The sequence below is a fragment of the Moraxella sp. CTOTU49803 genome, from assembly GCF_032097965.1.
In the GTDB taxonomy this organism is placed as follows: Bacteria; Pseudomonadota; Gammaproteobacteria; order Pseudomonadales; family Moraxellaceae; genus Faucicola; species Faucicola tetraodonis.
Window position 1 is genome coordinate 12560 of record NZ_DAMCJP010000010.1, and the last position, 12133, is coordinate 24692.

The following is a 12133-nucleotide window of genomic DNA, read 5'->3' on the forward strand; positions in this document are numbered from 1 at the left end:
ATATGATAACTAAAAATATAATTTCCTCCTATCAACGAAGTTATTTTATTTCGTTAGTTCAACTATTAGCTATTGTTTTTATCATAGCTATCAAGGTAACTCCAGCCCATGCTATAAATTTGTCTGATATTTTTAGTTCAAATAACGCCAATACGACCAATCCATCCAAACCGTTGCCCGTTCAAGAGGCATTTGCGATAACAACGACCCAGCAAGGTAATCAGCTCACTATTCAGGCAGATGTCAAAGATGGCTATTTTGTATATCAAGATAAGCTCAAACTTGAATTACCTCAAGGTGTGAATGCCACACCTTTGGTTTTTGACCAAACTGCCACGTTTGTGAATGACCCCAGTTTCGGGCGTGTACCTATTATTGATAAAAGCTTTACTGCTAAAACGACACTTTCTGTATTACAACCTATGCAAGCACAGCCTGCTATTGTGAAGTGGCAAGGCTGTGCTAAGATGGGACTATGTTACCCTCCTGAAAAAGTGAATTTCACCTTACAGCCTATCACGCCACAAGCCGCTAGTGCTGTGCCTACGACCCTACGTCCATCGCCCAATAATACCACTCCTGTTATCACAGACAAGGCCCCACTCTCGCCACCTATCACGACCGACATCACAGCTCAACATCCCTCACAGGGTGACAATGATATTTTTGGATTGAGTCGGCATACAGGCTGGGCATTACTATTGTTATTTTTGGCAGGGTTGGGTTTATCATTTACGCCATGTGTACTACCAATGCTACCTATCGTGGTGAATATTGTGGCACGTCAGCATAGTCCTTCTGCTAAAAAAGGCTTGTTATTAACAGGTAGCTATGGTGTGGGTGTAGCAACCAGTTATGGATTAGTGGGGGCATTGGTTGCAGTATTTGGGCAATCGCTTGGCTTGATGAATATGCTCCAAGAGCCAATTATTTTACTAAGCTTTGCAACGGTGTTTGTGCTTTTGGGCTTGTATATGCTTGATGCCATACCATTTCCCCTCTCTGCTCGATTGTCACGCTTAGGTCAAACAATAAGTAATATAGGTACAAGCCGTCTAGGAAGTATGTCGGGCAGTTTCATTACAGGATTTTTTTCAGCCATGGTTGTGTCGCCTTGTGTATCCGCCCCGCTTGCAGGAGCATTGGCAGGGGTAGCTACTTTGGGTAACCCTGTAATTGGGTTTTTTGCTTTATTCCTTTTAGGGCTTGGACTTTCTACACCTTTGATTATTTTAGGTGCAACACAGGGAAATTTTATGCCAAAAACAGGAGAATGGATGGTATGGGTAAAAACAGGTTTTGCTTTGATGTTATTCGCTGTGGCTTTAGTAATGATAGAAAGGGTTTTGATATCTCATTTCATGTTAGGGATATGGGCGATATGGTTTATGGTCGTGGCAACATGGCTATGGCATTGGCAAGGTATTGGACAAAAACAAGAACCATCACACGGACGAATAGTAATCAAGGCAATTGCCCTTATAACGGCAATTTGGGCAAGTATTTTATTAATTGGAATGGCATTGGGTAGTCAAGATAGCTGGCAACCCCTAAAAACCATCAAAACATCAAGTGTTGCAAGTAGCATCACAGACCAATCACCAAAAATCACTAAGATATATAAAATGAGCGAGTTAAACCCTATTTTAGCGAACAATCCAAAGGTTTTAGTTGATGTAACTGCTGATTGGTGTATTACTTGTCGAACTATGGATAAAACGTTATTTGAAACACCACCAGCCCAGCTTAATGATTGGCAAGTAATAAAAATGGATGTCACCGATGATACAGTGGATAGTAAAGAAGTGTACCAAGCATTGGACGTATTTGCTCCGCCTGCTTTGTTATATTATCAAGAAGGTAAACTTGTTGCTCGTCAAGATGGTAATGTAGAACGGGAGGTATTTGAAAAACAATTAGCTCAATTAAATGATAAGCTAAGAATACCAAATATAGTACGATAAGAATGAACTAGCCCAAAATTCGAACCATATAGGGCGGTAATGACATTTGTTTAGTTTCTTACCCAATTTACCATAATAAGAAAAACACATCATTAACAAAACCTGTGGAAAACATTAATTTATGAAAAAGTTTATCCTTTTAACCGTGTCAATCGCAACGCATTCATTAATACCGAAATCGAACTTAACGCCATCGCCCCTGCCGCTAACATCGGATTAAGCAAGCCCACCATGGCAAAGCCAATGCCTATCATATTGTAAATAAAAGCAAAAAACAGGTTTTGCTTAATATTTCTTAATGTGGCTCGGGCAATCGTTACCGCTGACAACACATGGCTAATAGAGTGACTGCCATCGCCCATCAAACGAGCCGAAGCACTGTGTTGGGCGATATCCGTGCCATTTTGTACCGCAAAGCTAGCGGTAGCCGTTGCCATGGCAGGGGCATCATTTACGCCATCGCCAACCATCGCCACTTTTTTGCCATTTTGCTGTAGTTCGCTGATTTTTGTGGCTTTATCCCGAGGTGAAAGTTCGCCAATCGCGGTATCAATTTTGACTTGTCCACCTATATAATCGGCAACCGATTGTTTATCACCGCTTAACATTATTGTGGTTAAGCCCAGTTTTTTAAGTGAGGCAATGGCGGTCATACTGTCCGCTTTCAAGCTATCTGCAAGGGCAAACATGGCAATCGGTACGTCATTCACGCTAACGGCAACAAGGCTTGCAACTTGCCATGTTTTTTCTGCCAAAATCTCTTGCGGTAACGTCATATTGGTAAAAGCAGGGCTACCGACTTTTACCAAGCCAATATCTGCAATGTCGCCTTGTATGCCTTTGCCTGTCACATTTTCTACGTTATTGACGGTAAAGGTATTTTCCAAGTTAAAGGTTTTAGCATAGTCAAGCATGGCAGTCGCTAATGGATGATTGGCATGGGTTTCAAGCGTGGCGGTGATTTGAGCGATTTCGGCTAAATTTAACTCTTCATCAAACAGATAATGTGCTACGACTTGCGGTTTGCCTTCGGTAATCGTACCTGTTTTATCCAAGGCAATGGTATCCACCGAGCCAGTCGCTTCTAAGGCTTGGGCATCTTTAAACCACACCCCATGCCGAGAAGCAACGCCCATCCCTGCCATAATCGCAGACGGCGTGGCAAGCCCCATGGCACACGGACAGGCAATCACCAACACCGCCACGGCTCGCATTAAGGCGGTATCAAACGAGCCAAGCACATAAAAATTGCCGATAAACGTGAGTATCGCAATCACCACCACCACAGGCACAAACACCCCTGCCACACGGTCAGCGATACGGGCGATATTGGCTTTACTGCCTTGGGCGTCATTGAGGGCGGTAATCATGTCGCCAAGCTGGGTTTGGCTCCCAATGGCGGTTGCCCGATATTCGAGTGTACCGCTGGACAGCATTGCCCCTGCCATCACGTTGTCGCCGTTTTTTTTGGGAATCGGCAAGGATTCACCTGTGAGATGACTTTCGTCACACCACGCTTCGCCCCCTGTAACAGCAGTCACCACACCATCACAGGCAATACGGTCACCGTGTTTTGCCAGTAAAATCTGCCCGATTTTGACCTTGGATAACGGCGTTTGTTGCCAGTCATTTCCCACTTTTAGCAAAACATTACTTGGTGTGAGTTCTAGCAACAGATTAATGCTGTTTAAACTGTGTTTTTTGGTGCGTTCTTCCAGATATTTGCCCAATCGCACAAAGGCTATGACCATCACCCCTGCCTCAAAATACACATCAGGCATAGCGTGAGCCGTATCGTGCATGGCGTGCGAACTCTCCATAGTTAGCCACACATAAGTCGAATACGCCCAAATGGTCAGCGTTCCCAATACCACTAATACGTCCATATTGGCAAGTCCACCTCGAATACTCGCCCACGCACTTTTATAAAATGGCAATGCCAAACCAAACTGAACAATCGTGGCTAAAATAAACTGCACCCAAATCGCGGGCATAAAGTCGTGTTTGCCAATCATCATGCCCAGCATACCCCACAAAAACGGCAATAAACACAGCCAAATCAATATCAGCCGAAGGGGCGGTGTGACGCTTTCTGTGGCTTTGTCTTGGGAAAACATCGCATCGGCTTGCTGAATGTGGGCGGTATAGCCTGTTTTCTTAACCCAGTCTAGCACTTCATCGGCATTGGTTTGGCTGTCGTCAAAACTCACATGGGCGGTTTCATTGGCATAATTCACCGTTGCTTCAAGAATGGCAGGTTTTTTATTCAGCACCTTTTCGATACGATTGGCACAGGCTTGGCAAGTCATACCACCAATATCAAGATTGATAGTTTCGGTCGTCATGGCAGTTTTTATTTCCTTAAAACATTCATTGCTAAAGGTAAAATACGCCTTTTAAATGAATTAAAAGGCGTATTATTGGTATTTTGATAAAAATAAGAAATTGATGATACTTTTAACTCGCTTCAAATCCTGCATCTTCAATGGCTTGTTTTAAGGCAGTTTCATTGGTTTGGCTATCATCAAAGTTAATCACCGCATTGTTTTGCTCTAGGCTCACATCGGCTTGCTGTACGCCTGTCACTTGATTAAGGGCGTTGGTGACGCTTTTGACACAGCCACCACAGGTCATGCCGTTAATGTTTAGGGTAGTGGTTTGATTACTCATAGTCGTTCCTTTGGTTTTATTAAAGTGGTTTAATTATTTAATTATTTAGTTTTTTTACTGTCAAGCCATGCTTGCATTTGCTTAATTTCAGGGTCTTGGGCAGATTTTATCTGCTTGGCAAGTTGTAGCATCTCTTTGTCTTTGCCCATTTTTAATTCCGTATTCGCCATGTCAATTGCCCCTTGATGATGTGGTATCATACCTTTGGCAAAGGCAACATCGGGGTCACTGTCCATAATGCCTTGCATCATGGCATCATGGCTTTTCATATCCATTTCAGGCATAGCGGTATTAGTAGGGGCTTTGTCATCTTTGTGTTTGCTAAGCCACGTTTGCATTTGTGTGATTTCTATTTGTTGGGCTTTAATAATATTTTCTGCCAAGGCTCGCATTTCGCTGTCTTTGCCGTATTTTAGCTGAATTTTTGCCATATCAATCGCCCCTTGATGGTGGGCAATCATACCTGTAGCAAAAGCAACATCAGGGTTAGCAATATGGCTGGCAGACATCATCTGTTCGTGCATGGTGTTCATGGATTGCATATACTCGGCAACGTGGGCAGGTTGGCTAGCAGTAGGACTGCTTGCTGTTCCCATGCCATTCATTTTGCTCATATCATGTCCTGCATGGGCGGTTTCATTTGTCTTTGTGGATGCTACTACGCTACTGGCGCTACTTGCGGTTACTGGATTAGTTGATTTCTCAGTTTTGGTAGGCTGATTGCAGGCGGTTAATAGGGCGATAGAACTGAATAAGGCTAAAGCTTTGAATTTGGTAGAAAGTACGTTCATACGTTTTTCCTTTTGTTAGTCGGAGATTTAATTTATACTCAGTATAAAGCTTAACACTATGTTAGGGTCAAGCTATTTCTTTGTTATTCTTTTGTAAAAGGAAATATAGTGAATATTAAACAGGTAGAACAAACCACAGGCTTGACCGCTCGCCAAATCCGAGAGTATGAAAAAATCGGGCTAATTCCTGCGATTACTCGCACACCGTCAGGTTATCGGGACTATTCACAGGATAGTATTGAGCGTTTACAATTTATTAAACGAGCGAGAGACGTAGATTTTTCGTTAGCAGAAATCAAGGTATTACTGGCAATGCAGGACAATCCATGTCGTAATAATAGTGAGGTTAAAGCCTTAACCACACAGCATATTGTGACATTAAACGAAAAAATCGAGCAATTACAAGCCATGAAAAGCACATTACAAGTTTGGCATGATAGTTGTAAAGGGGATGGGACGGCAGAATGTGGGATTTTAGATAAATTGGCTATTAAAGAGTGAATATTGCTTATTAGGGGTCATCTAAGAATTCGAACCATATTGTACGCTAAGGAATTTTGTCGAGTATTTTCAAAATTGAGACTATCTCATTCGCCTAAAAAACACCGCCCACTACCATCGTCTTACTTCATTTAACAACATTATCAAATAAGTCTAATCTAACATTCGTCACCCAAACTGTCAGAGACCCACAATATTAAGCCAAAAACGAGACCCAACTATGCCTACTTTATCGCCCCAACATCATAAGATTTTTACCACGGATAATCACCAACTTGCCGCATTTACGTATGGTGATAGCACTTTACCGCCTTTGGTATTGGTGCATGGCTATCCCGACCGCCATACGGTTTGGGAAAAAGTCATACCCCATCTCATTGCCGATTTTTTTGTGATAGCCTATGACGTGCGAGGGGCAGGGGAGTCAGACTGTCCGACATATATAAAAGCGTATCATTTATTACAACTCAGTGAGGATTTGCAAGCCGTGGCAAAGCAGCTGCTTGGTGATAAGCCGTTTCATCTTGCTGCCCATGATTGGGGTTCAATTCAGGCGTGGGAAGCGGTGACTGACCTAAAATTGGCGGGCAAAATTTTATCATTTTCTACCATTTCAGGTCCTTGCCTTGACCATGTGGCACTTTACTTACGCAGTATTGGTTCTCAGCCTGCCAAGCTGTTGTCGATACTGAGTAAATCTTGGTATATCGGCATGATGCACTTGCCCTTTCTCGCACCTACTTTTTGGCAAACTTACTCACCTAAGCAATGGCAAAAACACGTTCAAAAGCTAGAAAACACCCAGGATATTCCGCTTGATACCTTGGTACAAACGGATGGCAAACATGGGATAGCCCTGTATCGGGCGAATTTTTTACCCAGAAACTTACGCCCTCGTCAGCGTTTTGCCCATAGCCCTGTGCAAGCGATTGTTTTAACCCAGGATAAATTCGTTAGTGCTGACTACATTGATGCCATGCCACAATGGGTTAAAAATTTTCAAAAGGTTAGTGTCAATAGCAACCATTGGGGCATATTAAGCCAGCCCAATGTGATTGCCGAACATATTCGCCACTTTGCCAGGCAGTTTTAATTAGCCCAACCAAATAGCAGTGCCTATTAGGATTATTTTTCAGTTGTGATATGTCTAAAAACGCTGGTTTTTTAGACAGTTATCCCATTATCAATTTTAGAAATACTCGACAAGATTCTGTAGCGTACTATTTTCTCCGTTTTCTGTGCTGACCCCTATATTAAGGTTTTTAACTAAAGAGTTTATCAAACGATGAATTGGGAACTTTGGACATTGGCGGTATCGGCGTTTACGTCGGCAACGGTGTTGCCAGGCACATCCGATATCGCTTTAACTGCTTTGCTCTTACGAAATCCTAACGATTGGCTAAGTATCTTTTTGGTTGCCTCAGTTGCCAATAGCTTGGGCGGCATTGTATCGTATGGACTTGGCTATTGGCTACCCAAACGCCACCGCATTTCTGATAAAGCCAAACGCCTATTCGAGAAATATGGTGTTTGGGCATTATTATTATCATGGATGCCTGTTATTGGTGATTTATTGCCGATTGGGGCAGGTTGGTTGCGATTGAATGTTTGGCTGTCGGCGGTAATGATATTGTTGGGTAAAAGTATTCGGTATGCGGTTTTGACTGTTTTGGTACTAGGAGGCGGTTGGGCGTGAGGGCTATACCGCGTCAGGTTCGCATAAGGGATGGGTAACCTATTAGAAGTCAGCATAGAATTCGAACCATATTGTACGCTAAGGATGTAAATACCCCAAACTTAAAACAAGATCAAAGTAGAAACATTAAGCCACCTGTTTAAACTCAGCAGGTGTCATATCATTCAATGAATCATGCGGTCGTTCGTAGTTATAAACCTCGATCCATTCATCCGTTAATTGTCTGACCTCATTTAAATTATTGAACAAATAACAATCTAACACCTCATTTCGATAGCTACGATTGAATCGTTCAATATACGCATTTTGGTATGGGCAGCCAGGCTTAATGTAATCAACCAAAATACCATGCGCTGCTGCCCAATCTGTGAAGATATTTGAGGTAAACTCACTGCCATTATCAACGCGAATCTTGTTGGGATAGCCATGCCACTCGGCTAACTGATCCAAATAGCGAATCACCCGTAGTGACGGTATACTGGTACCAATATCAATGCCTAATAGTTCACGGTTATAGTCATCAATAACATTAAAGGTGCGAAAGCGGATATTGTTATGCAACTTGTCACTCATAAAGTCCATTGACCAAGTATGCCCCAAGCTATTTGGTACTGTCAGTGGCTCGGGAGCACGTGTAGGCAGTCGCCGTTTGGCTTTGCGACGCAGATTGAGTTTCATCGCTGTATAGACCCGATATACGCGCTTATGGTTCCAGACATACCCAAGTTTACGTAGCCGCTTATAGCACTTTGGAAATCCCCAGCGGGTATGCTTGTCAGTGAGCTCGGTAAGCTTATCAACGATAGCGTCGTCATCGTTAAGTTTAGGCTCATAGTAGTAAGCAGTTCGGCTGATACAGACAATCTGACAGCTAACCACGATACTAATATTATGCTGTGCCTGTAGTTGTTGTGCTAATGCTTTACGCTCGACTACAGGCACTATAGCTTTTTTATGATTTCTGCCTGTAGCTGCGATTTTAGGCTTAAGTCAGCATACATTTGCTTAAGCCTGCGGTTTTCTTCTTCGAGTTCTTTTAATCGTTTAACGTCAGAGGCTTCCATGCCACCGTATTTGGCTTTAACTACGCTAGCGCTTCGCCTTGCGTCACTAAAACTGAACCGTCCTGGTTTTATCAGAGACAGGTTTACTTGAGTCAGGCAGCATAGCCTGACGGAATTAATGAACGATAGTAGTTATTTTCCGCATTAATAGGCGACAAATATCCATTAGTAGAGTGCAGCCGTTCATGATTGTACCAGTGTACCCAATCGAGGGTAGCCAGTGCAACATCATTCACACCCTCCCATTCTTGTTTAAAATAATCAATCACCTCCGTTTTATATAGCCCATTGACGCTTTCAGCTAAAGCGTTGTCGTAAGAATCGCCCTTTGTACCAACCGATGCAGCAAGTTTAGATTGTTTAAGCCGTTCACCATATTTAATCGACAGGTACTGGCTACCTTTATCGCTATGATGAATCACGCCACTCGGTCTGCCACGAGCATCTAACGCTTGATTTAGGGCATCGAGTACCAGTTGGGTATCCATACGGGCTGAGACCTTCCAACCAACGATAACCCTTTTAAACACATCAATGACAAAGGCGGTATAAACCCAGCTAGATTTTGTCTTAATGTAGGTAAAGTCAGCCACCTGAGGAGCACTGCTCCGCAAGAGTCTTTTCTTGTTTGGGGCATCAGCGGTAAAGTTGCGTTTGACCAAGTCAGAAGGTTTGTCGTGGTCGTCTCGCTGCTTGGTGGTGATTTTACCTTTGCCCCGCCAAATGCCTTGGATGCCCAGTTTTTTCATCAGTCGTTCAACGGTGCAGCGAGCAAGCTTTGGCAAGCCGTTTTGTTTAAGGCTGTGCCATATTTTACGGATACCATAACGACAGCCGCTGTCTTGCCATATTTGTTTGATTTGCTCCATTAAATGCTTGTCGCTTTGTTTACGTCGGCTTTGCTTCTCTGGGTTTTCCTGCTCGTCTTTGATGCGATAATAGGTTGATGGAGCGATTGGCAGAATTCTGCAAATCGACTCGACTCCATAGTTGTCTTTTTCGTCATCAATGAATTTAATCATTACTTCGGTTTGCGGCCCTTCTCCGCCTGGGCGAAAAAAGCGGCGGCTTTACGGATGATTCCGTTGGCTTGTTTAAGCTCACGGTTCTCTCGCTCTAACTCGGCAATACGAGCAGCTTGGCTTTCTGTGGTTACAGTTACGGGGTTTTGCTTGGATAGGTGCTTTTGATGCCATGAACGTAAGGTTTCAGGTGTGCAGCCCTTGCGCAGCATGCTGCTCAGGTGCGATGGCTTGTATTGCTGCCCAAAGTGAGGGATGATTTTTTTGTGATTCAATCAGTAATTTGACGGCTCGTGTCTTAACTTCTGTTGGGTATTGTTTGCTTTTCATAAGGGTATTGTCTCAGAGTTTTAGGTCTCCGACAATCCCGGGACGGTTCACTTTTGATCTGCCCGCATTCACGCTAACGCTTTGTGGTACCCCATCAAATCCAATGTCCGCACTAACGCCAGCATTGGTTTGTTTGCCTGTGTATATGGCGGTATCCGGACGGCTTCTGGCTAAGATGGCCCCGTCGATATGACTGGTCATGTGATCGCCTGTGACGACCGCACCATCTAAGACAAGATCGCCACCAATGTTTTGATAGGTATTGCCACCGACTGTGACATGGCTATTGGTATTGGTGGTTGTTTCAACATTGCCATAGCCTTTGGCGGTATTGGCATTGACGGTAAAGCCTTGGCTTTTACTATCGGCATATACACCAACCCCAAAGCCGCTTGATTTATTGCTGCTACGCTCATAGCCTTTGCCTGTGGCGGCTTCATATACCACGTCGCCTTCAATGTTGTTGTACAAATCGCCTTTAACGTTTAAGTCACTACCGGTGGCTACAAAGTCGCTGTCTTTGCCTTGGATGTTAAGGAGATCGTTGTTGGCGGTGATTTATGAAATTTAATAATCGACAAAATCCCTTAGCGTACATTATGGTCCGAATTCTCAGATGACCCCAATTACAATGTATAAATAAAAGCGTCAATCAACTGATGATGCCCAGAGACACTGACGTTTAAGTCGTGAATACGCCCATCGGATAAGCCATATATCCAGCCATGCACTGATAGCTTTTCGCCCCGATGCCAAGCGTTCTGCACAATCGTGGTATGGCAAACGTTGGTCACTTGGCGTTTGACATTAATTTCACAGAGTAAATCCACCTCTTGCTCTGGGCTAAGGTGTTGAAAAGCATCGTCATATTGATACCGCATCCCTTTTAACGCACGAAGCCAATTGTCAATCAAGCCATATTCTTGATGACCTAATGCTGCCTTGACCCCCCCACAGCCATAGTGCCCACAGACGATGATGTGCTCAACTTTGAGTACATCCACTGCATATTGCAAAACGGACAGCAAATTCATGTCCGTAGCCACCACCATGTTGGCGACATTGCGATGCACGAACAGCTCTCCAGGCATTAGGCCGACCACTTCATTGGCAGGGACACGGCTGTCCGAACAGCCTATCCACAGGTATTTGGGGTGCTGTTGGCGGGATAATCTTGGGAAATAATCCGGGTCACGGGCGGATAGAGCCTGCGACCAAAATTGATTGTTGTCAATAAGATGTTGTAAGGGGTTGGCTTGGTCGGTCATGGGCTATAGCAAGGTGGTTGATTTAACATCACCTTATCAAATTATGCTGATTTAGCCCATGCCTATTTGGGTGGAATGGATTAGCTAAAAGTGGTAAATAGATTGTTAATGACAGCTCACTTCTGATACTGCTGTACAGCCCAGACGGCGGCTTCGACACGGGTACGCAGTCCGACTTTGCCTAGGATATGCTTGACATGGACTTTGACCGTGGATTCAGCAATGCCAAGCTTATTGCCTATCATCTTGTTGCTTAAACCCTCAGCTATCATCTGTAACACTTGCTGTTCACGTTCGGTCAAGTCAAAATTGTCTGCGGATTTGGCAGGTTTTCTCATGGCTTGTGCCAATATCGGGGCTAGGCTTGGGCTGATGACCAGCTCATCCCGCAGGATTTTGTGGATATCTTTGATAATATCTTCAGGCTCCATGTCCTTGAGCAGATAGCCGTCCACGCCCAGTTGCAGAGCGTCTTTTACGTCTATACTGTTGTCGGACACGGTGAACAGTAGCACTTTGCCCTCTATCTCACGCTCACGGATTTTCTTTAGGGTCTCAAGTCCATTCATCACAGGCATATTGTTGTCTAATACAATCAAATCCACGCTGTGATTGGCAAGGTATGCCAGTGCCTCTTCACCATGATTGGCTTCGGCAACCACGCTGATATTATTCTCAAAGCCTAGCAAATCGGCAAGCCCACGCCGTATCATCGGGTGATCATCAACCAATAAGAGTTTGGCAGGGCTGGTGGCGGTATAGACTTTGATTGACATTATGTTTCCTTATTTTTCGTTGAATCCGCCTAGTTATGAGGTGGGTTAAAT

The 12133-nt window shown here is 43.9% G+C and carries 12 protein-coding genes, 1 pseudogene and 1 other annotated feature; of the genes and pseudogenes, 4 read left to right on the forward strand and 9 right to left on the reverse strand.

Going from position 1 to position 12133, the window contains the following annotated elements:
• Nucleotides 1–2 precede the first annotated feature (2 nt).
• A complete protein-coding gene (dsbD, locus tag RT422_RS09935) occupies nucleotides 3–1964 on the forward strand; it encodes a protein-disulfide reductase DsbD (RefSeq protein WP_313422102.1) in 1962 nt (653 codons plus the stop codon).
• 131 nt (nucleotides 1965–2095) lie between these two features.
• On the opposite strand, the gene RT422_RS09940 is transcribed toward dsbD, so the two are convergent.
• The 3 genes from RT422_RS09940 to RT422_RS09950 all read right to left on the reverse strand — a co-directional run bounded on the left by RT422_RS09940 (nucleotide 2096) and on the right by RT422_RS09950 (nucleotide 5425).
• Complete coding sequence (locus RT422_RS09940; RefSeq protein WP_138018155.1) at nucleotides 2096–4309, reverse strand: heavy metal translocating P-type ATPase; 2214 nt, start codon at nucleotides 4307–4309, stop codon at nucleotides 2096–2098.
• A 112-nt stretch (nucleotides 4310–4421) separates the two neighbouring features.
• Nucleotides 4422–4634: a heavy-metal-associated domain-containing protein gene (locus RT422_RS09945; RefSeq protein ID WP_007116046.1), complete on the reverse strand. Its 213-nt coding sequence runs from the start codon at nucleotides 4632–4634 to the stop codon at nucleotides 4422–4424.
• 41 nt (nucleotides 4635–4675) lie between these two features.
• Entirely contained in the window at nucleotides 4676–5425 is a 750-nt protein-coding gene (locus tag RT422_RS09950) for a DUF305 domain-containing protein (RefSeq protein ID WP_007116045.1), read from the reverse strand.
• 108 nt (nucleotides 5426–5533) lie between these two features.
• On the opposite strand from RT422_RS09950, the gene RT422_RS09955 reads away from it, so the two are divergent.
• The 3 genes from RT422_RS09955 (at nucleotide 5534) to RT422_RS09965 (ending at nucleotide 7622) form a co-directional block, all read left to right on the forward strand.
• On the forward strand, nucleotides 5534–5926 hold the full coding sequence (locus RT422_RS09955) for a MerR family DNA-binding protein (RefSeq protein WP_284035121.1): 393 nt from the start codon (nucleotides 5534–5536) through the stop codon (nucleotides 5924–5926).
• A gap of 220 nt (nucleotides 5927–6146) precedes the next feature.
• A complete protein-coding gene (locus RT422_RS09960; RefSeq protein ID WP_076777057.1) occupies nucleotides 6147–7019 on the forward strand; it encodes an alpha/beta fold hydrolase in 873 nt (290 codons plus the stop codon).
• A gap of 192 nt (nucleotides 7020–7211) precedes the next feature.
• Nucleotides 7212–7622, forward strand: a complete 411-nt coding sequence (locus RT422_RS09965; protein ID WP_007116042.1) for a YqaA family protein — start codon at nucleotides 7212–7214, stop codon at nucleotides 7620–7622.
• Nucleotides 7623–7748: 126 nt separating this feature from the next.
• Here RT422_RS09965 and RT422_RS09970 read toward each other — a convergent pair whose 3' ends face one another.
• The 6 genes and pseudogenes from RT422_RS09970 to narL all read right to left on the reverse strand — a co-directional run bounded on the left by RT422_RS09970 (nucleotide 7749) and on the right by narL (nucleotide 12082).
• Nucleotides 7749–8564: an IS3 family transposase gene (locus RT422_RS09970; protein ID WP_313422103.1), complete on the reverse strand. Its 816-nt coding sequence runs from the start codon at nucleotides 8562–8564 to the stop codon at nucleotides 7749–7751.
• Complete coding sequence (locus RT422_RS12175; RefSeq protein ID WP_409520125.1) at nucleotides 8564–8806, reverse strand: transposase; 243 nt, start codon at nucleotides 8804–8806, stop codon at nucleotides 8564–8566. Before RT422_RS12175 ends, RT422_RS09970 begins: the two co-directional genes overlap by 1 nt.
• Nucleotides 8779–10038 (reverse strand): annotated as a pseudogene (locus tag RT422_RS09975) (IS3 family transposase). Before RT422_RS09975 ends, RT422_RS12175 begins: the two are co-directional and overlap by 28 nt.
• Nucleotides 9634–9750: a sequence feature (AL1L pseudoknot), on the reverse strand. (Overlaps the previous pseudogene by 117 nt.)
• Before the next feature lie 12 nt (nucleotides 10039–10050).
• Nucleotides 10051–10596 (reverse strand): hemagglutinin repeat-containing protein, encoded by a 546-nt coding sequence (locus RT422_RS09980; RefSeq protein WP_313422123.1) that lies wholly within the window; start codon nucleotides 10594–10596, stop codon nucleotides 10051–10053.
• A 68-nt stretch (nucleotides 10597–10664) separates the two neighbouring features.
• Entirely contained in the window at nucleotides 10665–11306 is a 642-nt protein-coding gene (gene can / locus RT422_RS09985) for a carbonate dehydratase (RefSeq protein WP_050324476.1), read from the reverse strand.
• A gap of 116 nt (nucleotides 11307–11422) precedes the next feature.
• On the reverse strand, nucleotides 11423–12082 hold the full coding sequence (gene narL, locus RT422_RS09990; RefSeq protein WP_313422104.1) for a two-component system response regulator NarL: 660 nt from the start codon (nucleotides 12080–12082) through the stop codon (nucleotides 11423–11425).
• Nucleotides 12083–12133: the final 51 nt, after the last annotated feature.

Excerpts from the sequence above, each read along its gene's own strand:
- dsbD (WP_313422102.1), top strand. The coding sequence starts at position 3 with ATGATAACTAAAAATATAATTTCCTCCTATCAACGAAGTTATTTTATT.
- RT422_RS09940 (WP_138018155.1), bottom strand. The coding sequence starts at position 4,309 with ATGACGACCGAAACTATCAATCTTGATATTGGTGGTATGACTTGCCAA.
- RT422_RS09945 (WP_007116046.1), bottom strand. The coding sequence starts at position 4,634 with ATGAGTAATCAAACCACTACCCTAAACATTAACGGCATGACCTGTGGT.
- RT422_RS09950 (WP_007116045.1), bottom strand. The coding sequence starts at position 5,425 with ATGAACGTACTTTCTACCAAATTCAAAGCTTTAGCCTTATTCAGTTCT.
- RT422_RS09960 (WP_076777057.1), top strand. The coding sequence starts at position 6,147 with ATGCCTACTTTATCGCCCCAACATCATAAGATTTTTACCACGGATAAT.
- RT422_RS09965 (WP_007116042.1), top strand. The coding sequence starts at position 7,212 with ATGAATTGGGAACTTTGGACATTGGCGGTATCGGCGTTTACGTCGGCA.
- can (WP_050324476.1), bottom strand. The coding sequence starts at position 11,306 with ATGACCGACCAAGCCAACCCCTTACAACATCTTATTGACAACAATCAA.
- narL (WP_313422104.1), bottom strand. The coding sequence starts at position 12,082 with ATGTCAATCAAAGTCTATACCGCCACCAGCCCTGCCAAACTCTTATTG.